Source organism: Lentzea cavernae (assembly GCF_014653695.1).
Taxonomy (GTDB): Bacteria; Actinomycetota; Actinomycetes; order Mycobacteriales; family Pseudonocardiaceae; genus Lentzea; species Lentzea cavernae.
In genome coordinates this window covers 114,398-134,325 of record NZ_BNAR01000006.1, presented here as the reverse complement: position 1 = coordinate 134,325, position 19,928 = coordinate 114,398, and the positions used below count along the sequence as shown (strand labels likewise).

The following is a 19,928-nucleotide window of genomic DNA, read 5'->3' as shown; positions in this document are numbered from 1 at the left end:
GCAAATCAGGCCGACGGTGAGCCTCCGGGCTAAGTCGCGAGCTTCACATCGAACTTGCCGTTCCGCTTCCGCGGGAAATTGGTGACCACACCAGCCTTTCTGAGATGGCTGAGGATCGTTTGGTGGTCATCGTCCACCTGTAGGTCGAACCTGACCTTGTTGCGGTTCGCGAAGTTGCTGTAGGGCTCTCCAAGCGGTGCCAACACATCGACGGTCTCTGACGCCGGCGGCAACGGTGACATGGTGGCCAGCAAGCGAAGTGTGAGGGAGCGATCTCGGGTGCTGGCGGCAATCCGGTACAGCTGGTCGACAGTGACGGTTCGCTGTCCAGCAACTGCGTAGTGCCCGGCGATGGAGAGAACCTCCGCGTCGTCGTGCGGCAGGTAATGCTGGAGCTCGTCGATGATCTTGTCGCCGATGGGGCGAGGTATCACCTTGCTGCCGAGTAGTTCGCCGATGAAGCCAGCGAGCAGCTCGGGGCTCACGAACTCGGGGAACGCTTTGGATTTCACGATCGCGGCTTCCACGGCCGGCCAACCCGCGCTCCGGAAGTGGGCGAACGCCGCCGCTGAGTCTTCGATCAGTTCGTTCTCAAGCAGGAGCGCGAAAAGGCTGCCGGCAACAGGGTCGACCTCGTTGGGGGCGATGTCTTCCTGGAGGTTCAGGCTCACGGCCAAAGTGACCCGCTGCCGGGGGTCGGGGATCACGTCAGCGGCGTTCAACACCTTGACGGCGACGGTGGCTGCGAGGTCCGGGGTGGTGTCGTTGGTGATCCTTCTGGCCTCCACGAGCAAGCGTGAGAGGGCACCGTCGATCGTGCCGATCGAGGTGCTGTAGGTCTGCACGTTCGTCGAGGTGGATTCGAAGAGGCGGTGAGCGGCGAGGTCTGGCCAGCACTGTTCGGGAGCGGCGTCCAGCTGCTTCAGCCGGCTTTCAGGTGCGGCCATGGAGATGAAGGTCTTGAGTTCGTCGGCCGTCCAACTGTTGACGACGGTGGTGAGAACCTCGACGACCGCGGCTTCGGTAAGAGCGACATAGGGTGTGAGGTCATCGTGTTTGACCGCTTCGAGGTACTCCTGCTGGCTTGTCAAGCAGTAGTCGGACACCGGCGAGTTGTCGCGTACGGAGTCGAAGCTGACGTCTCCAGCGGTGCCGAGGGCGGCCCGCAGGTTGTCCGCCGTGAGTGTGTAGAGATGCCAGCCGACGAGCGTGTCTCGCATTGCACTGTCCAGTCCGGATAGGCGAGAGATGACGACGTTCGCCTTCGCGATCAGCCTCACGACCTCGTTCGTGACGGCCTGGGGCTGAGGAGCCGTAAAGGCCTCCATCTCGAGGTAGTGCTCGGCGATGTAGTCGCGGACTTCGGGCCCGAGCTCGTACTTGGTGCTGCTTTTGCACCCGCGGAGTGCGGCATCGACGAGCGATGGGCGGATGTCTGCCGGGATGCTGTCGTCGCTGACGAGATGTGTGAACACCTGCAGCCACGGACGTTGACTCAGCAGGGTTGCGAACGCTGATCGCTGAGCGCCGGAGTTGAGGTACGCCTTCAGGAACTCTTGCGCCTCGGCGCCGAAAGCAGATGCGACGGTGGTGGCGATGTCCGCGGCGCCGGGATGCTTTCGCTGGAGGAGGTCGTCGAGTACGGCGATGTTGTAGGCGCTGACCGTGTGCAGGAAATCGGGTGGTGCCTCGGTCAGCAGGTTCGCGATGGCCGCAGGGCTGTTAAACGAGTGGTCGATGCTCATCTTGTTGGGTTGCACGGTCTGTACGAGGAAGTTGGCCACGTCGACGCCGGTGAAGTCGCCGTAGAACTGTGCCGCGTAGAGGGCGAAGTTGCGGTCGAGGTACCCGCGGCCAACGAGCTCGCGGGCCAGCTCTGACTGCATGACCTCATCCACCATCTGAGAGAAAGTCCGTTCACCGTCCTCCGAAGACGACGTGAACCGGTTCTTGCCGACGAGGTCCTGGAAGTCCGCTCCTCGGAGAAGAGCGATGTCGGCGTTGAGCGTCTCGAGTAGATCCTGGCCTGCTCGTCGGTCGAACTGGGGCCAGTCTTCTGGTTCGGCGAATTCGGGAAAGACCTCTGCGATCTGATCGCGGTTGAGCCGTGTCACGTCGACCGGTTGGTACCCCTGATGGGTGGCTTGGACTGTGATCTGGCCGGTTTCGGCTACCTGCGTCCAGAACGCTCGCGAGCTCACGTTGTTCTGTTCGTATAGATCTGAACCGACAACGAATCGAATGCCTGACCAGCCTGCGCTACCGGAGGCGCCTTTGGCGGCCAGGCCAAGGGCGACGAGGCGCCTACCTAGCTTAGCGGCCGCCCTTTCCACTACCTTGGGCATCGCGGCCCTCGAAAGGATGTCGCGCTTGTGCTTTTCGCGCACGTCAATCGCGTGGCGCACCAGGCGTTTGTGGTGTTCGTAGAGGGCGTCGAGGTTGCTCTCACGTCGTGCGATCTTCTCGAAGTCTCGCAGGTGGAAGTTCTTGTAGGCGACCAGCGCGAAGAGGTTGGTCGCCGTCAGGCCTGGGGCGAGCTTGGCCGTGTTGAGCAGGCGCTCGGCGAACACCGCGTACTCGTTGCAGATGTTCTTCAGCAAGCGCATGTCGGTGCCGTACTGGGCGACCAACGCGATGAGGGCTCGGTTGATGTTCTCCTGCACGCCGTGCTCCTTGAGCAGGCCGTCCAGCAGTTCCCGAGCGTTGCGGTGCGAGATGAACGGCACGACAGGGATGACGACGTCGAAGAACTTCGTGCGGTTGGCGCGGATGGTCTCGGCCGCAGCGGTGTCGCCGGTTGCCTCCTCCGTGTCGGATCCCAGCTCCTCGAAGAGGCTGTCCTTGATCGCGTAGACGAACCGCAAGGGTACGTCCTTCTTCTGCCGCTTGGCCGTGGCGTTGAGCAGGGTGTTCAGCTCGCGTAGCGCCTCGAAGATGTGGGGGTCGTCGAACCGGTCGAGATCTTCGAAGAGGACGACGTCGTGTGGAGCGGTGTCGAAGAAGTAGACGATCTCTTCCAGGTACTCGTCGAAGTACGTCGCGGTCTGCTGGGTCAACTTGACCGTGGCGCCGGCTGCTGAGACGTCGGAAACCGACCAACGGCCGTAGATGAGCCGGCGCAGCGTGGCCAGCACCAGCACGGCCAGGAGAGCGAAGCCCATCCATGCCAGCACACGGATCGCTGTGGGCTGACTAGCTCCCGTGGCCGCGACCTTCGGGAGTAGGTTCAGAAACGCCAGGATTCCGCCGACGACGGCGACCACCGCCACGGCTTCCGCAAGGGCGCGCTTCCAGGACAACGGGCTGATGCGCTTGAAACGGGAGAAGGGAAAGTCACGAGGTGCTGCGCGGTACAGCAGCTGCTTGACGAGCTCCTTCTGGATCCTGTTGGTGAGGGTGGTGGTCTCCGAAGTCGGTCCGAGCGTGGAGATCGCCACCCGCAGAGTCTTGTCCTTCTCGCGCTTGTCAACGAACTCATCGAGCACGCTGGACTTGCCCGTTCCGTACCTGCCGGTGAGGGCGATGTTCAGGTTTCTCTTGTTCTGCACTGCTTCTTGGAGAAGGCGAAGATACGTCCCGTGCTGCTCGGCGACGTACCGCGAGGTCAACGATTCGAGCGAAGCCTGCTTGGCCGGTGCGACAGGCGTCGTCGAGGTGGAACCGTCCAGTGACTTCCCGCCGACCTCGTTGCTCATTCTGGCTCCACCTCGACACGACCCGTCGCCGACCTGCTGATCTATGAGTGTGATCCGCCGGTTCTGATTCGTCGTCCGACTCGCCGATACGTTTCAGACGCCGCTCGTCAGCCAGTCTGACGCGAGTCCACGTCGGTCATGGGCCGATCAGCCTCGACATAGCCTGATCACAGACACCTCACGTCACCAGAGAGCTTCTTGTCTCCTGGGCGGCGGGGCATCGGTTGGGGCAGAGCCCGGCGAGCTGTGACAGGACGGGCTCGTGAGCGTGTGCTCGCGGACCCGTCCTGAGCACGACTGCTCCGAGGATGAGCTTGGAATCCAAGTAGCTGCAGATCAGAACAGCACAGCCGCGGTCCTGCCGGCCAAGGCCGACTAGCTACTTCCGCCTCTTCTTCTTGCCCTTCAAGCGACGGGTGGTGCGCCGCGTAGACGGCGAAGCTGCTGGCCGAGTGCCATCCACGGGCCTCAAACCAGACTCTCTTACGAGCGCATCGAGTTCGGCGTCTTCACCAGTCGGAAGGTTGTAGTACATGACGACCTCAAGGTTGCCGGCTTCGTTGAACAGGAGACCGTAGGCCCGGTCCGACTTCATCTGGTGGTGCTTGAGGTTCATGTACGTCTGGAGACGCTGTCGAACTGGTTCCAGCGGGATCGCGTCGGGGCAGGAGCCGATGAACACGATTGGGTGTCCCCAGGCTCCTGCCAGCGAGAACATGCCGTGGTGTGGCTGACCGTCTTTACGCGTCCTGCGAATGCACGTATCGATGGTGTCGAGGAGACGTTGCTGGCCATCGCCGGACAGGGCAAGAACGTCAGCGCCGAAGCGGATCATGCCGTCGCGGTAATCGTCGATCACGTCGATCAGCTCAAGGATGCGCGGCAGCGCGCTGTAGGTCGGCTTCACCGGCTGCACATCATCGGTGGCGTCTTGGTCTTGTTCGCGGGCCATCCAGGCGTTGAGGCCTTGACACTGTTCGCCAACCCTTGTGGGGATGGCACTTCGGGCGCGCTCTTTCCGATCCCGTTTGGTGACCCGACCGATTGTCGGGTGGTTCGCGCGGACTTCGTCTGGGTCGGGCTCGACGTAGAGGTCGGCGTTCATAAAGAGCATGAAGAGGTCTAGTTCATCAGCCGCCTTGTAGTAGGTCGCGACGTCGGAGTCAGTGCGGCGGCGTAGGTACAGGAGGAACTCGGAGGGGCGGTCGCAGACCAGGGCGATGGTTTCAAGGTCGTGCAGGGACGTGACCCAGGGTGTGCGTTCGACGGGCAGTAGTCCGGTTTGGCGATGGTCGCCAAGGCTGGTGCCGAGGGGACCAACATCATCGAGGAGTGCGACGACGGATCTCACTTCGCGAATGCCGGACAAGTCGAGCCAGGTGCCATCTTCGAGCCAGAGGCCGGCGTTGGTCTCAATGAGTGCTTGGAGGCGGGCCGCTTGTTTGCAGCCGTCGCCGATGGTGGCCTTGAGGTCGCGCCAGAGCCGCCGGACATCGCCTCGGCGTGCGGCCAAGGCGATGGACTTGCCTTTGACTTCGACGCAGATGGCGACGTCGCCGACGATGAACAGGCCGTCTCCTTCTACCGGCTTCCCCACAGCCTTCAGGCTTGCGCAGTCGCGGCTGAGGAGATTGTGGGATTCGTTGTCGTCGGGTGCGTAGTACGTGAAGCCAATAAACCGCGGTGGGGTCCGCAGCACCTTTTCGAGCGCGGAGGTTGCGAGTCGTTCGCTGACGACCTGACGGACCTTCTTGTCGTAGCGGTGGAACTCCTTCGTACCCGACAGAGCGGTTTCCACGATCCGCCGGAGCGAGTCGAGTCCTACGCCGGTCGTGGTTTCCACGTAGTTGCCGGCACCGTCTGAAACAAGAGGCGTGATCAGAAACGGGTTGCTGCTCGTGAGAAGGTCGTAGACTCGGCGAGAAGGCGGGATGCTGTCGTCGAACGTCTGCGCGTAGGACTTTAGGACTGCTCGGACCACCTCTTCGTCGGTGCCGGAATCAGCGGCGACGTCCTCGGCGGTGATGACGGCTCTATCGGCGGGCAGGAACATGAAAGAGACCATGGCTTTCACGAACTCTCGCATCTCCTCCTCGGGGACCTGGTCTGGCGGCGCCTCGCTGTGCCGCATCACGATCGCGCCGGTGTCGTCACGCAGCCTGGTCATCCGGTCGCCTCCGAGCCGGCCCATGGAGTTGCGAACGGTGACTACGTCGGTATAGGTGTAGCCGAGATGCTCGGCCATGAGCGGAGCGACGATGGCGTTGTCGAACAGTTGGCTCTCGTGAGACTCGCGGATCGTGTCGTACTGAAGGTTTCGAATGTGGAGAACCGCACCTTGGTACTCCGCTGCCAGCGGTGCGAGCGGGTCCTCGCTGAGTCGCGCCTCGCACTGCTGCCGGTAGATGGACAGCCGCCCGAGCCGTTGGGCACGGTTGTGGAGTTCGGTGACGGCTTCGTGCGGCCGCGTGTCCAGCCGGGGAGTGTCTGTGGGCTTGCGAGACCCGCGACCGAGCAACATCGCAACGATGATCTCAACATTGAGTGCCGACCCTTCCCAATCGAGCCGCGGGTCTGGGACCGACGGGAACTCCCGCATCCGCATCAGCTCGATGATGTCGAACGCGTCGGCATCCTCGACAAGGCTGAGCATCTGGTCGATCTCGGCGACGACCTCACTGTGAAGTGCCCCGCGAGCGTCGGCGACGGTCAAGCAATGGCGGAACAGGCCGATCTCATCCAGCGGGTCACCAAAGTGTGCAGGATCGACGTCGCCCAGAAACCGGGCAACGGGATTACGTCGTGCCATCCCTCACCTCTTCCTGTTGTGACGAGATCGGGGCTACCGGCGGACTCGTTACGAACCTCTGCAGCGACCAGTTGTTCGCGGCCACCGGATGTTGATGCGGGTCGGTCCACTGCCACGCGAACGTCAGGGCGTGCCTGTTGGTGGTGACGCTCCTACAGGGACTTCGTCAGTCGCGGGCGATCGATCGCGACGCCCAAGTGGGTGTGCGCGTCGGCGATGGCGATGGCGAGTACGGGGTGCTTCAAGAGATCGTTGATCGTGAGCGTGGCCTGGATCAGCGAGACCGCGACGATCGTCAGATCGGCCTCGGAGTCATCCCGAGTTGGATAGGCCGCGAGGTGAAAGTCCTCGGTGGTGTAGTCCATGGCGCCTGACCCTGTGGGATAAACGTTCGAAGAGAGCATCCGGTATGGGACGTAGAGACTCCGCGCACCGTAAGCGATGCAGAGCTCCTGGAAGTTCTCGACCGTTGGCTGCAACGGATGAGCAACCCGCGGTAGGGCAGTGACTCCGGCCGGGACAGGCCATCCGGCGGCCGTGAGTTCACCGATGAACTTGCGTCGCCGTTCGCTGTCCAGCGCGATCAGCGTGGCGATCGCGTCCCGCCGACGTCGGCTACCCACTGCATCACGAGAGTGTGTTCAAGGATCGTGCGCACGTTCGGAGCGGCTTCGTGTCCGAGATCAGCTTCGTGTGCGAGCAGGACAAGCCTGCTGGAGCGACAGACCCATGCCCACCAGCCGTACACCGCGATGAAAACGTCCGCATGCTCGTTCGGGACGGTGACCTCGCCGGCACCGGTCACATCGCCGAATGCACTCACCAGAATTCGAATGGTCCCGACCGCGCGCCCTCGCGCTGACTGGTCGGCATTGGCCTCACCTCTCACCGCTTCAGTGTTGCCCAGGGGCGCAACGTCTTTTCAGGTGATGCACATCGTGATCGATCCGAAGCGGCGCAGCGTGCTGCTGCTTGCTCCAGCAGGGTCGATAACCTGAGTCAGGTGGAGGGACACCGGATTCCTTTGCGTCCAACGAAGGGAACTTCAATGGCACGGCTCGGTCGCTCCGGCATCGAGGTGTTTCCGCTGGTGCTCGGTGGGAACACGTTCGGCTGGACCAGTGACGAGAAGGGTTCGCATCGGGTGTTGGATGCCTTCGTCGCGGGGGGTGGGAACTTCATCGACACCGCGGACAGCTACATCGCGGACGTGCCGGGCAACTCCGGTGGTGAGTCGGAGACGATCATCGGTTCCTGGCTGGCCGCACGTGGGAACCGCGACAGCCTGGTCATCGGTACCAAGGTGAGCCAGCATCCCGCGTTCAAGGGCCTGGCCGCCGGCAACGTCAGGGCGGCCTTGGACGCTTCGCTGGTCCGCTTGGGGATCGATCACGTCGATGTCTACTACGCGCACTTCGACGATCCGAAGACTCCGCTCGCTGAGACCGCCGGTGCGTTCGACGCGTTGCACAAGGCGGGCAAGATCCGTGTGGTGGCCGTGTCGAACTACACCGCTGCGAGGATCAAGGAGTGGCTTGACATCGCCCGCCGTGAGGGGTACGAGCCGCCGACGGTCGTGCAGCCGGACTACAACCTCGTGACGCGTCACCGCTACGAGCGCGAGATTGCCCCCATGTTGGCCGAAGAGGGGATCGTGGCGGTGCCGTACTTCGCCCTGGCAAGCGGTTTCCTCACAGGCAAGTACCGCCAGGTCGGCCCGTATCGCAAGGCGATGCCCTACTTCGAGCTGATCGGCGCGTTCCTCACCGGCAAGAACCGCAGGAACAGGCAGGAGTTCGGCGAGATCGTCCGTCGTGTTGTCGCCAGCCGGTACTTCACCGAGGCGGGCCTCGCCGTGGTGAAGGCGGTCGAGGACATCGCGTCCGCCAGGGCGGTGGAGATGTCGACGGTGGCGATCGCCTGGTTGCGCGCGCGTCCTGGTGTCGTCGCTCCGATCGCGAGCGCACGTACTGTTGAACAACTCTCTGCTCTGTTGGCGTCGGCGGAGTTCGAGCTCACCGCGGACGAGACGACCGCACTGGACGAGGTTTCCGCACGAGTCAAGTAAAGCCGCGCCTTGACGCGCTCGCCCTGAACGTGGCCGATCCCATCATCGCTGGCGAGTACGGCAAAGCCGCATTCGATGTGGTCGGCCACTCCTGTTTCCCGAGATTCAGTCTTAGTGGGAGCGCATGATTCTCACGCCAATCATGATCTTCCTGTTGCCAGTCAACCTGTAGTCGATCAGTAAGGCGACATCCGCTAGCTGCGACCAAGTTTTCATGACCAGCGGACAAGCTGAAGAAGCTTCCTGCTTGCGAGTCTCAACGCGCTCGGCGGGAACGAGTTGGAACCACTACGACTTAGGGCTCGTCTGTACCGCTAGCCCGGAGGTGGCCATGAGCTTTTGCAGTCCGGAAGTTCACTCCTGAACTAGCGGTCTTGAAGCGATGATCGAGTATCCAACGTTGGGACCTGTCTCAAACCTCGCGTTACCATTCCTGCCTGGGCTGGTTGGAAAGGATGTCAGCAGCATTCAGCAGATCGCGTGCCGTGCGCTCCAGGTTGAGATCTGCCAAAATGTCGGCGGCGGACGCTAGGTTGCTGGCGACGCGGGAATTGACGCCCGCATCAGAGTCTTGCATCGCCGTGATGATCTGCTTGAGTTCAGCTAGGCTATCGGCGTTCAGTTCGCCCGTCTTCTGTAAGTGATTGGCTAGCGCCTCCAGTCGTTGAACTGGGGGCGTGAATACGGATTCCAGGTACTCCGTGATGGCGTCCAAATTGTTTGCAGGTATCTGGAGCTCGCTCAGCGTGGCATGATTCGCGCCCTCACGAGTGCGTTTCCATTTAACAAGCAATTCGGGTGGATAATCGAGGGTTCCGGTCTTTGAGTCGTCAACGGCGCTGTGGTGTGCAAGGCATAGCAAGATAATGTGCTTGAAGGAGTCGCGCTCGTCTGATGTCATCTCAATTTTGTGGCGCGCTGCCTTGCCTCGCACCCCGTAGATGTGGGCGGCCTGGACATTCTTCTTGTAGACGCCAGGACGAACCTCAACCACGACTGGGACAAGGCAGCCAGGCGCGTAGCAGGTGCCACCACTGAGCGCCCATAGCGCTGCCTCATGCGCGGCAGATAGCCGACGGCGAGGTTGGATCCCTTCGTTGTCTTCACTCATAATCGACTCTCCCCAGATGGTGAGTTTGGATAGCCTGTCAGAAGATGAGCGGCGCCGTCGAGGTTTGGCGACGGTTGCCTAACTCGGTCGCTTCGCGAGGAGTTCGGCGACAGCGACAGTCTGGCCACGATGGCCACCCGTGGGCCTGCAGGAAAACTGCGCGCTTCGTCGCAAGACATGTGGTCTAGCTTCCATAGCGCTCGGCGAGTTGGTCGAAGAACTTGGTAAGTCGCGCTCCTGTGGCTTCGCCTTCCACCAGTTCGGCACCGCCGAAGCGGAAGACCTCGTAGCCGCGCAGCCGCAGCTCACGATCTTCGGAGACCATCTCGGCGTATCGCTGAGAGTCTGCCCGCCCGGCCTCGTCAGCGTAGTGCTGCCGACCGTCGCACTCGATCACGACACGAATTCCTTGTGGGAAGAGCAGGAGGAAGTCCATTCGCTGGCGAGCCAGAGGAGTGACTCTGTCGGCATGATGTGCTCGGACATACGGATCGTAGTGCAGGTACACCTGAGGTATCAGTGCTGGGATGCCATCGCCCAATCGGCGGTAACGGTCAGCATAGTTGCGCAGTATTCGCCTTTCGGCGTCGTTGTTGTTCAGTGATCTGCTTAGTCGTTGATACAAGCTCCTTGATACTTCGACTGGAGGTGCTCCTACCAGGTTCTTGCGATCTGCCCACCAGTTCGCCAAGTCGAACCACGTGAGTCCGCGTGCGCTCAGCGGTCGGTCATAGACAAGGCAGAACTCCTCGTTCCTGACCACGCGGACATCGTTGTTCAGGGCGTCGCTGAAGACGATCTCTGGCTTGGGGCCATCAGCTGCGAAGATCAGGTTCTTCATTGCGCCTGGCACACCTGCGCCGATCCGTCGGCCAGCAAAGATCGGGGCGCCGCTGACAGCGTCGATCTGGACGAGTTCGTAGCCGTCGTGAACCAGAGTTTGGTTAAGGAAGGTTCGGAGCTTCTCGACGTCGTTTATGTCTGTCCGGACCGCTGGGTGCAGCATCTCTGCGAGGAAGCTGAGGAGTGCACCGTCGCTGTTCGTCAAACCGAATCGATCATCGTTGAAGACCCAGTCGTCCGGCCAGTCATAGTTGGCGATGCGGTGTATCCCGACGTCCTGGCGTGCGGTGGAGTAGCGAGAGTCGGTGCTGGGTAACGCGTCGAGGTCGTAGAGACGGTCTAGGAACTCGATGTCGTTGAGCTGTCCGCTCCACCCCCAGGTATCGATTCCTTCGACGAGTCGGCGTCGAGTGACGTCTGTGATGCGGCTGGCGACAGGGATGGTTCACCTCCACAAGACCCATGCAGGTCATCGTGCACGTACCGCTCGCGTGTTGCGCCGCGCAACTGTTCGAGCCGTCTGGGAGCGCGTTCTGTTGTGCATGGCGGCCCAGCGCCCTTCCCTTGCGCCGCGTGAATCAAGATGCCGAGCTACTGATAAGCGACAGTAACGAAGACTGCTTCCATCGCGCTGCTGCCGTTGGCCTGGTAGCGGATGGTCCACAGTGGGTCGGTGCAACTGCACCGGCGCAGAGTGAAAGCTCGTGCTGCGGCGTCAGCGCCTGCTGTACCCCTTATGAGTAGCCGGTCTGCCCGACCGTCATAGTGACTGGCCGAACTGCGGGGAGGGGACGACGCGAAGCGAGCCGAGCTGGAAATCGAGTACGCGCCGCACCCGCCGTTCCGCACGGGCAGCTCCGAACCTGCCGGACCGGAGCTGACCAGTCCGCGATCGACGCGTTCGTCCCGATGGTCGACTCATCCGGGGCGATGCTGGATGAGAGGGCGTGCGCGTGCCGGCCGGTGAGCTTCTCGCGATCCCGTTTCAGCTGCCGCTGCCCTGGGAGACCCCGATCACCGCGGTCGGCGGCCAGCCGCTGCCGCGGATGACCGTCGGCGTGCGCGCCGAGCTCGTGATCGCGGGCGCCCCGGACAAGGGCGACCTCGACCCGATTCTGGTCGGTCCGCTGCCCTCGCAGGACGCGGTGCTCACCGCCGTCGACGGTCGGCACGACGTCGGACAGCCACAAACCGCGAACGCGAGCCCGACCACGATCAAGAACCAGCCGACGCCGACGTGTGCGTCCAGAGGCACCTTTCGCACATCGATGCGAGCGATGCCGTCGATGAGAGCGGCGATCGACAACGACAGTGCGGCGATGTAGAGCAGGAATGCGGAGTTGTGCGGCACGCCGAATGCATAGATCAAGTACGTGTACGCGACGTAGCCGAGCAATCCGAGCCACAACAGATGCCCACGCACCGATCCCGCCTTGCTGCGGCGCCCTGCCCAGATCAGAACCGGCACGATCGCTAACGTCAGGACGTCCTGCGCCATCGAATCGAGGTGCGTCGTGCGGTCCAGCCGGTACGCACGGTCGGAGAACAGGCCGTACAGAGTCGCAGCCACGAGAACGGGCGCCTGGAACTACGTGATCCCGTTCGTCCACCATGCCCGCAACGGGCGCGCTGGGCTGGCGCTGGGTGCTTTGAGGGTGCTCATCTCTCAACGCTGCGCTGTCATTGGTCGGGCGTGGAGGGGCTGAAGGCCTCGCTCGACCGTGCCATGTGCGCGAGGCGGCCGCGATGACGGATCTGCTGTACGGGCACCGGTCGGCCTCGCGCGTGTTGCCGGTTGGAACATCGACTGAACTCCTCACACCGAGTTCTTCGGATACGCCGAGACGGAGTGAGTCTCCGTCGGTGTGTCCTGACGAGACCCAGGCATGGACCGGCCAGTCAGTCCGATGCTCGATGGATGAACGTCCCGGCGCTCGTCCTCGGAGCGATCCTGGGAGCGGTGATCGGCGCGCCACTCAGAGCTCTGGTGCGCCCGCACATCGCGTGGCTCGAGAAGCGGTCCAGACGAACCTGGAAAGTCGATCCGCTGATCCAGCACTGCGAGTGCGTGCTACACGCGCCGAACATCGCGGTCGGCTACATCGGGACCCTAGTCACAGCTTGCATGATGGTGCTGTCGAAGGTGGCCTGCGGAGTGGAGAGACGGATGCTTGTGGTGACCGGTCCTTCGGGCAACGTCGGCGCTGAGCTGACCGACCTTTTGTGTTCGCGAACCATGGGCTCCTGGCGAGTGGCCAGTCGTCGTCCGGAGTTGATGGCCGATCGTGTCGCAGCGAGCGGTGGGCAGTCGGTGCGGTTCGACTTCTTCGACTCCTCCACCTGGTCGGCGGCGCTTGAGGGAATCCGAGAGCTGTTCCTTCTCTTCCCCCTGCCTGGCAACAAGGCCGCACGGACCGCGATACTGCCGTTCCTCCAAGCTGCGGAGAAGGCCGGTTGCCGGCATGTCGTCTACGTGTCGGTGTTCGGTGCGGACAAGGCCGGGTTCATCCCTCACCACAAGATCGAGCAGGCCCTGTTCAAGTCGTCGATGACGTGGACGGTGTTGCGGTGCAGCTTCTTCATGCAGAACCTGTTCCGGTCGATCTCGACACACGGCGAGGACATCGCGCGACGTGGCGAACTGTTCATCCCGGCCGGGAACGGCAGGACCACGTTCATCGATGCTCGCGACGCTGCTGCGGTAGCCGTCGAAGCGTTGCTCCACCCAGGCCGCCACCACAACACGGTGCACCACCTGACCGGCCCAGCGGCGTTGACGATGAACGAGGTCGCCGAGTCCCTGAGCGTCCATCTCGGGTCAGCGGTGAGCTACACCAAGCCGAGTCTGCCCCGATTCGCCGGGCGGCTGCGCAGGCGCGGAGTGGGTTGGGACAGCATCGGATTCATGTCGGCGGTGTACAGCTTGACCCGTCTGGGGCTCAACCAGCCGATCACCGGCGACGTGGAGCGCCTTCTCGGCCGGCCACCGCGCACCTTGGACGACTTCCTGGCCGACCAGTCCTGGCGGTTCGCGGGACGGTCCTGGACCTGAGCCGCAAGCGCCGCCCGGTGATCAACTGGAATCCGATCGCCGACGACCGACTGCTGTCAGGGGCGCACAGATCCTCTGAGGTCCAATCCCTCGAGCCATCGCTGGTGCCAGTGCAGCAAGCAAGGGCGCAGCCATCGGCCCGCGATGGCGGGAAGCAACCCCCGCTGGGTTTCCTCCGTGACCACGTGCGTTCGCCCGTCGGGGCGTGGTGTGAGCAGCCAACGGTGGTGGCCCTGCGTGCCGAACGCGGTCCCCGTCCAGCCGAGTTCGCGGTGCGGGTCGAAGAAGGTGACGATGCAGTCGACGCGGACGTTGAACGTGGTCCAGCGGAACCGTGTACCTGGACCGAGTTCGGTCACGTCGTCGAGCTGGATCCTGCGTGCGTTGCGGTACCAGTCGGGCCAGGAGCGTGCGTCGACGAGCATCTTCCAGATGACGTCGACATCGGTGTCGACCACGAGTTCGTTGCGGGTGTGCACCACGGTTTCCTCTGGTGACAAGCCCTGTGGCCAGTGGATGGTCATGACGCTCTCCTGGCGAGATCACGCAGGCTGGTACCGGGCACGGTGAGTGCGAGGTCGGGTCCGTGCACCTGGGCTGGTGTCCGATACCCCGGCACCGCCGCTCCGGCTCCGGTCCGGGCGAGTAGTTCGGCCGCGGCGTGGGCGGTGAACAGGTAGGCCTCCGGCCCGATGAGCACCGCTTCGGCAACCGACCCGTCCAGTGCCGTCGCCCTCCCGTGCACGACAGTGCGTCCAGCCGCCAGCTGCTGCTCGGAAGGTCCCGGCGGGAGCCTGCGGATGAGAGCCGCGAGCGCGCTTCGAGTCGGGCGGCTGGTGAACAGCCACGGCACCTTGGGGGCGATCCGCGCCAGCGCGGTGACCGGGCCTGGCATGGCGGTGAACGTGGAGATGTCCGAGATGCCCGTCGACTCGGCGGCGCTCACGACGTCCGCGCGCCACGGGTTCGTCGCCACGGTGAGGTGACCACCCATGCCGTCGGGAATCGTTCTGCGCTGTTCGGCGCCTCTTGCCGGGACCAGCGCTCCGCCCCGCCGTTGCCATCCTGCTGTCGGGAGCCCAGCCACCAGTGTGGTTGCTGTACCGCGGGACACCCCGCCCACCGTCTGGAAGGAGAGTTCGAGACTTTTCGCGCCGGGAAGCACCCTCGAGAGGTGCACCGCGATGGCGTCGGTCGGAACAACACCGAATCCTCCTCCCGGCATGGCCATGACGTCGGCCTCGATCAGTTCGGCGTGGCGTTCCCGCACGGCTTCGAAGTCGACCGCTTCACCGGAGAGGTCCAGGTAGTGGGTTCTCGTCCGGATGCAGGCGTCCAGCAACGGACCGGCGGTCGTGCTGAAGGGGCCCGCGGCGTTCAGCACGACGGACACGTCTCGCAGTGCTTCGTCCAGGGCTTCTGGGTCGTCCAGCGCGCCGATCCGCCACGGTAAGCCCAGTCTTCGCGCAACCTCCTCGACGTGCCTCTTTCCTCGTCCGATCAGAACGGGCTCGAGGTCCCTCTCGACCGCGATCCGCGCGGTCAGCTCACCGATGTAGCCGGTGGCGCCGTAAATCGCGATCCTGCTGCCGTGCATCGTCATCATCAGGTCCAGTGGTGGTGTCGTTGTGGTGAGTTCACATACCGAAGACGCCGTGCACGACCCGGTCCCATGCTCGTCCGGGAGTCAGGGCACGGATCGTGATCAGGCTCCGGGCCGCCGGGGTGATCACGTAGCGGGTGCGTGGGCGTCGCGCGCTGACTGCGTGCTCGATCGCCTTGGCCACAGCGTCGGGGCCGGCGGTCATGAGCCGGTTCTCATAAGACTTGGCCATGGACTTGTCGAGTGCTGCGGTAGCCGCGCGGTAAGGGGATCCGTCCGGTGTGGACGTCGAGAGCGTCGTCGCCGCGGTGCCGCCGAAGCGAGTGGTGATCAAACCAGGCTCCACAATGGACACACTGACTCCAAACGGTTTCACCTCGAAGCGCAAAGCGTCGGACATCGCTTCCACCGCGTGCTTGGAGGCGTGGTAATAGCCACCGAACGGAAAGGTGAGCCGGCCGCCCATCGAAGAGATGTTGACGATCCGTCCACGTCCGGCCAAGCGCATCGAGGGGAGTGCGAGCTGGATCATCCTGGCCATGCCGAAGACGTTGGTGTCGAACTGCTTGCGCACCGCGTGCATGGGGGTGTCCTCGACCGCGCCGTAAGCGCCGTAGCCCGCGTTGTTCACCAGTGCGCCGATGCGGCAGTGCTCGGTGACGATCTCGTCCACCACGGCACGCATGGACTCCTCATCGGTGACGTCGAGGTCTCTCGTGATCGCTCCCGCCTGCGCCAGTGCGGTGAGTGTCGAGGATTTCCTGGCGGTGGCGTAGACGGTGTGACCCGCTCGCACGAGGCGCAGTGCGGTCGCCTCACCGATGCCGGACGAGCAGCCGGTGATCAGGATCGGATCGTTGTGGTTCATGGTCTTCTCCGGTTCCTTCATGATCGGGTGAGGCCTGCAACGGTGGTGCCCACGAGCGCCGCGAGCAGCTTTCGTGCCCGTGGCGCGTCGTCGAGTTCGGTTTCGAGGCCCTGCACGGTGCGCACCAGCGCTGTCGCGATGTCGGCGCAGCGACCCGCGTCAGCTCCGGACGTGGCGAGGACCCGCGCGGTGAGCTGTTCCACCTCGGCGGTGTACTGCGCCGCTTCGGCGGTGGCGACTCGCCCGTACTCGACGAGCAGTTCCAAGGCGTGCTCGGAGCGCTCGGCCAAGCCCAGAGTCAGGCCGAGCTTCGCCTCCAGAACCGCTACGACGCGTGCGGAGATGTCTCCTGTCTCGTCCGCGGCAGTTCGCGCGCGGACGATCGACTCGGCGAGGAGGGCGGCACCCACCGCCCGCAACACGTCCTCCTTGCCTTTCACCCGCAGGTACAGCGCCGGCCTGGACATGCCCGCACCCGCCGCGATGTCCGCCATCGTCGCCCGCTTGAAGCCGTGCCGGGCGAAGGCGTCGAAGCCTGCGGCCAGCAGAGGATCGGCCGCCACCACGTCTCTCACTGACATGCTGACACAATATGCATAATATGTCAGCATGTCAGTGAGGTCTGAATCACTTCGCTTCTACACGCTCGGCACGGGGGTGATCCCGCTCGCCGGTCGATGCATCACGGGCTGACGGTCAACTGTTGGCGCGCTTGCGTCGCGCCAGCCACACGGTCGCACCGCCTGCTGCCAGCACGACAACGCCCCCGATGACCATCGCGACCACGCTGGCTCCGGTGCTGGCAAGCCCGCCGGAATCGGCGGCGGCAGCCTCCGTCGTCGTCTCCGTCGCAGGGGAGTCGCTGGTCGTCGGGCTGGTCGGTGCAGCGGCCGGAGCCGCTACGGCGTTGTCCTTGGTCGGCGTCGTGACCGGTTCTGCGGAGTCACCGCCCACCGAGAACTCGAAAGCCCCGCGGTCCGGTGCGGTTCCCGCCTTCCGCGCCTTGCCCGTGATGTCACGTGCGGGCAGGTCGAACGCCTTGCCGGAGTCGATCGCGGGTGAGCCCTCGACGGGACGGAAGTCCGCAGCCGTGGGGTCGATGCCCGGCTTGGTCAGCTTGGGGTCGGTGACCAGGTCGTTCGGTCCCGTGGCCTCCGGCTTCTTGCCGCCGAAGTAGATGTTGTGGTCGTAGGTGACGTTGGTGTTGCGGTGCGTGGAGTTGGTCGGCTTGCCTTCGCGCACGACGGAGATGTTGTTCAGGATGCGCACGTCGTCGCTCATGGAGGCGAAGATGTTGGCGTAAGGATCCATGTTGACGCTGCGTGCGTTCAGATACGCGGTGTTGTTGATGATGTCGACGTGCTGTGACTTGTACGAGTGGATGCCTGATCCGCCGTTGTCGAGCGAGAGGTTGTTCGCGACGAGGACGCGCCCCTTGTAGGCGGGATCGGAGTTGTCCTTGTCCTTCAGGGTGTCGATGATGATGCCGTTGCCGTCCGAGTGCTTGCCGACCTGGGTCCAGATGACCTTGGTCTCGTTGTCGTAGACGACGTTGCCGGTGATGCGGATCTTGTACTGCGACGGGTCGCCGGGGCCGTTGTCCAGCGCGCGCAGGATGGAGATGCCGCTGGTGGCGTACTCGGTGTACCAGGACGTGGAGTGCACCCGGTTGCCGTCGATCGTCACGTGGTCGGCGTCGATGGCCGAGATGCCACCGCCGGGGCAGTGGTGGACGTGGTTGCCGGTGATCTCCAGGTGGTGCGAGGCCTTGCCGGACTTCTCGTCCTTGTAGGCGCCGATGCAGTTGGTGTTGAAGACCGGCTTCTTCTGGCCGGCCTGCTTCCTCGCCTCGTCGAGGTTGATGGACGTGGAGTCGCCCGCCACCTCGAGACCGCTGACCTTGATGTGGGAAGCGCCGGTGATCCTGATGCCGTGCCACCCGGTGACCGGGTTGAGCACCGGCTTGTGACCGGGGAACGCCTGGTAGGTGATGGGCGCGTCGGCCGTGCCCGAGCGGGTGATGTTCAGGACGTCGCGACCCGTCCCCGTCTCCCGATAGGTGCCGTTCATCAACTGCACCACGTCGCCGGGATTGGTGGAGTCGGAAGCCTTCTGAATCGTTTTGAACGGTTGAGCGGCTGAGGTTCCCGCGTTGTTGTCCGATCCGGACGGACTGACGAAATAGGTGGTGGCCGCGGCATTCGCGGTGCCACCCAAGACCAGCAGTCCCAACGGTGCGGAGCCAAGACTCACCGCGACAGCAAGTCGCAAGAGGCGAAAGGGTTTCACGTGTTTCCTTCCAGAACTACGACAGGGCTCGCGTCCTCGCCCGTTCGGCTGCGCGGCGCGAGTGTGTCGAACGGTCGGTGCTCCCGCAACCCTCCGGTCGGAGGGTGTCGATGGCGGCACCAGCAGGGGCAAGTTCGTTGCGGTGGTGGAAAAACAGCAGGTGGAGAACATCGATGTGCGGCGAGGCCCAGGGGTCGCCACCGTTCATGGGAAAAGCTTTTCCCAGGAGACGCGAGGGATCGTAGCTGATGCTCTCCGAGTTGTGCGGGGGGTGTGCGTCTGCGTTGGTCTGCAACCGCTCCCATGTGGACTGACGTGCTTCTTGTGTCAGAAGTCAAGTCCTGTCTTGAAATCGACGCTTCGCCATCGTTAGGGTGATGCGTCGGAAAACATTTTCCCGCGAGCCGTCCGCGACGCGCCGCCGAATGGTCCAGTGCTCCAGGTCCGGGGTGGACCGGAAGGTTCGCGGGATGGTCCGTAGGATCAGCAGGCGTGGAGGGAAACGCGACGCTGTTCGACGTGGCACGGGTGGCAGGGGTGTCCTTGGCGACCGCGTCGCGGGCGATCAACGGCAGTGCTCGGACGGTGGGCGCCGAACTGCGCGAGAAGGTGCTGCGAGCTGCGCAGGAGCTGGACTACTCCCCGAACGTGGCCGCGCGGGCGATGAAGCGCGGCCATGCCGAGGTGGTCGGGATGATCGTCCCCGACATCGCGGACCCGTACTTCTCGGGCATCGCCTCGGGGGTCATGAAGGCTGCCGACGAGCAGGGCTTGATGGTGTCGATCGCCAGCACGCGCAGGCAGAGCGAGCGGGAGGCCGAGTACGTGGCCGGGTTCCGCCGGCAGCGCAATCGCGCCGTCATCCTCGCGGGCAGCCGCACCACCAGCCGGGCCGAGGTCGACAGGCTTCGAGCCGAGGTGGAGCGATTCGAGGCGCAGGGCGGCACGGTCGCCGCGGTGAGCCAGCGCAAGCTCCCGGTGGACACCGTGGTCGTGGAGAACAGGCAGGGCGCTCGAGCGCTGGCGGCCGATCTGGCCGATCTGGGGTACCGCGACTTCGCGGTGCTCGCCGGACCTCGTGACCTGCTGACCGCCAAGGACCGCCTCGACGGCTTCCGGGCCGGTCTGGCCGACCACGGCGTCGACCTGGCCCGCGAACGGATCGTCAACGGCGAGTTCAGCAGGGACGGTGGCTACCAGGCGATGGAGCAGGTCCTCGCGGAGTGCGACGGGGTCGACTGCGTGTTCGCGGTCAACGACGTCATGGCGCTCGGGGCGATTTCCGCCATCCGTGCGCGCCGCCTTGACGTGCCCCGTCACCTGTCCGTCGCAGGGTTCGGCGACATCTCGACGCTGCGTGACATGTCGCCGCGGTTGACCACCGTGCGGGTGGACCTCGAAAAACTGGGGCGGCTCGCGCTGGAGATGATTCTGTCCAGTGGGGACGGCGTGCCGCGGACCCATCGGGAGAAGTGCCAGGTGGTACTGGGATCCAGCACCCCCGGCCCGAAGCTCGCCAGCCGGAGGTCCGCAGCCCGAGGGTGACCTCGGCGCGGTCGCCCTCGGGCTGCGGACGTCGGTGTCGAGCCA

The 19,928-nt window shown here is 64.0% G+C and carries 14 protein-coding genes and 1 pseudogene; 4 read left to right on the top strand and 11 right to left on the bottom strand.

Annotated features, from left to right (window positions below; genetic code table 11):
• Nucleotides 1-29 precede the first annotated feature (29 nt).
• The 4 genes from IE307_RS20990 to IE307_RS20975 form a co-directional block, all read right to left on the bottom strand.
• On the bottom strand, nt 30-3,695 hold the full coding sequence (locus IE307_RS20990) for a YobI family P-loop NTPase (RefSeq protein ID WP_191300131.1): 3,666 nt from the start codon (nt 3,693-3,695) through the stop codon (nt 30-32).
• Nucleotides 3,696-4,074: 379 nt separating this feature from the next.
• Nucleotides 4,075-6,504, bottom strand: a complete 2,430-nt coding sequence (locus IE307_RS20985; protein ID WP_191300128.1) for a hypothetical protein — start codon at nt 6,502-6,504, stop codon at nt 4,075-4,077.
• A 152-nt stretch (nt 6,505-6,656) separates the two neighbouring features.
• Entirely contained in the window at nt 6,657-6,869 is a 213-nt protein-coding gene (locus IE307_RS20980) for a hypothetical protein (protein WP_191300126.1), read from the bottom strand.
• A 218-nt stretch (nt 6,870-7,087) separates the two neighbouring features.
• Nucleotides 7,088-7,393 (bottom strand): hypothetical protein, encoded by a 306-nt coding sequence (locus tag IE307_RS20975; protein ID WP_191300124.1) that lies wholly within the window; start codon nt 7,391-7,393, stop codon nt 7,088-7,090.
• A 159-nt stretch (nt 7,394-7,552) separates the two neighbouring features.
• Here IE307_RS20975 and IE307_RS20970 point away from each other — a divergent pair, with 159 nt between their 5' ends.
• Entirely contained in the window at nt 7,553-8,572 is a 1,020-nt protein-coding gene (locus IE307_RS20970) for an aldo/keto reductase (protein WP_191300122.1), read from the top strand.
• 424 nt (nt 8,573-8,996) lie between these two features.
• Here the strand turns inward: IE307_RS20970 and IE307_RS20965 are convergent, their stop codons facing one another.
• Nucleotides 8,997-9,683, bottom strand: a complete 687-nt coding sequence (locus tag IE307_RS20965) for a hypothetical protein (protein WP_191300120.1) — start codon at nt 9,681-9,683, stop codon at nt 8,997-8,999.
• Between the two features lie 184 nt (nt 9,684-9,867).
• Entirely contained in the window at nt 9,868-10,950 is a 1,083-nt protein-coding gene (locus IE307_RS20960) for an AbiJ-related protein (RefSeq protein WP_268250398.1), read from the bottom strand.
• 520 nt (nt 10,951-11,470) lie between these two features.
• Between IE307_RS20960 and IE307_RS20955 the strand changes: the two are divergent.
• Both IE307_RS20955 and IE307_RS20950 read left to right on the top strand, forming a co-directional pair.
• Nucleotides 11,471-11,683, top strand: a pseudogene (locus IE307_RS20955) (sporulation protein); the annotation flags it as partial.
• Between the two features lie 761 nt (nt 11,684-12,444).
• A complete protein-coding gene (locus tag IE307_RS20950; protein ID WP_191300118.1) occupies nt 12,445-13,578 on the top strand; it encodes an NmrA family NAD(P)-binding protein in 1,134 nt (377 codons plus the stop codon).
• Nucleotides 13,579-13,634: 56 nt separating this feature from the next.
• Here the strand turns inward: IE307_RS20950 and IE307_RS20945 are convergent, their stop codons facing one another.
• The 5 genes from IE307_RS20945 to IE307_RS20925 form a co-directional block, all read right to left on the bottom strand.
• Nucleotides 13,635-14,102, bottom strand: coding sequence for an SRPBCC domain-containing protein (locus IE307_RS20945; protein WP_191300116.1), 468 nt, complete (start codon nt 14,100-14,102; stop codon nt 13,635-13,637).
• A complete protein-coding gene (locus IE307_RS20940) occupies nt 14,099-15,181 on the bottom strand; it encodes a saccharopine dehydrogenase family protein (protein ID WP_191300114.1) in 1,083 nt (360 codons plus the stop codon). Before IE307_RS20940 ends, IE307_RS20945 begins: the two co-directional genes overlap by 4 nt.
• 34 nt (nt 15,182-15,215) lie before the next feature.
• Complete coding sequence (locus IE307_RS20935; RefSeq protein WP_229904929.1) at nt 15,216-16,070, bottom strand: oxidoreductase; 855 nt, start codon at nt 16,068-16,070, stop codon at nt 15,216-15,218.
• On the bottom strand, nt 16,067-16,630 hold the full coding sequence (locus IE307_RS20930; protein ID WP_191300112.1) for a TetR/AcrR family transcriptional regulator: 564 nt from the start codon (nt 16,628-16,630) through the stop codon (nt 16,067-16,069). Before IE307_RS20930 ends, IE307_RS20935 begins: the two co-directional genes overlap by 4 nt.
• 115 nt (nt 16,631-16,745) lie before the next feature.
• Nucleotides 16,746-18,509, bottom strand: coding sequence for a right-handed parallel beta-helix repeat-containing protein (locus IE307_RS20925; protein WP_268250392.1), 1,764 nt, complete (start codon nt 18,507-18,509; stop codon nt 16,746-16,748).
• A 321-nt stretch (nt 18,510-18,830) separates the two neighbouring features.
• Here IE307_RS20925 and IE307_RS20920 point away from each other — a divergent pair, with 321 nt between their 5' ends.
• Nucleotides 18,831-19,883, top strand: a complete 1,053-nt coding sequence (locus IE307_RS20920) for a LacI family DNA-binding transcriptional regulator (RefSeq protein WP_191300107.1) — start codon at nt 18,831-18,833, stop codon at nt 19,881-19,883.
• Nucleotides 19,884-19,928 lie beyond the last annotated feature (45 nt).

What these genes read in the sequence shown, in the direction of transcription:
- IE307_RS20990 (WP_191300131.1), bottom strand. Translation starts at nt 3,695, where the DNA reads ATGAGCAACGAGGTCGGCGGGAAGTCACTGGACGGTTCCACCTCGACG.
- IE307_RS20985 (WP_191300128.1), bottom strand. Translation starts at nt 6,504, where the DNA reads ATGGCACGACGTAATCCCGTTGCCCGGTTTCTGGGCGACGTCGATCCT.
- IE307_RS20980 (WP_191300126.1), bottom strand. Translation starts at nt 6,869, where the DNA reads ATGGACTACACCACCGAGGACTTTCACCTCGCGGCCTATCCAACTCGG.
- IE307_RS20970 (WP_191300122.1), top strand. Translation starts at nt 7,553, where the DNA reads ATGGCACGGCTCGGTCGCTCCGGCATCGAGGTGTTTCCGCTGGTGCTC.
- IE307_RS20965 (WP_191300120.1), bottom strand. Translation starts at nt 9,683, where the DNA reads ATGAGTGAAGACAACGAAGGGATCCAACCTCGCCGTCGGCTATCTGCC.
- IE307_RS20950 (WP_191300118.1), top strand. Translation starts at nt 12,445, where the DNA reads ATGAACGTCCCGGCGCTCGTCCTCGGAGCGATCCTGGGAGCGGTGATC.
- IE307_RS20945 (WP_191300116.1), bottom strand. Translation starts at nt 14,102, where the DNA reads ATGACCATCCACTGGCCACAGGGCTTGTCACCAGAGGAAACCGTGGTG.
- IE307_RS20940 (WP_191300114.1), bottom strand. Translation starts at nt 15,181, where the DNA reads ATGACGATGCACGGCAGCAGGATCGCGATTTACGGCGCCACCGGCTAC.
- IE307_RS20935 (WP_229904929.1), bottom strand. Translation starts at nt 16,070, where the DNA reads ATGAAGGAACCGGAGAAGACCATGAACCACAACGATCCGATCCTGATC.
- IE307_RS20930 (WP_191300112.1), bottom strand. Translation starts at nt 16,630, where the DNA reads ATGTCAGTGAGAGACGTGGTGGCGGCCGATCCTCTGCTGGCCGCAGGC.
- IE307_RS20925 (WP_268250392.1), bottom strand. Translation starts at nt 18,509, where the DNA reads ATGTTCTCCACCTGCTGTTTTTCCACCACCGCAACGAACTTGCCCCTG.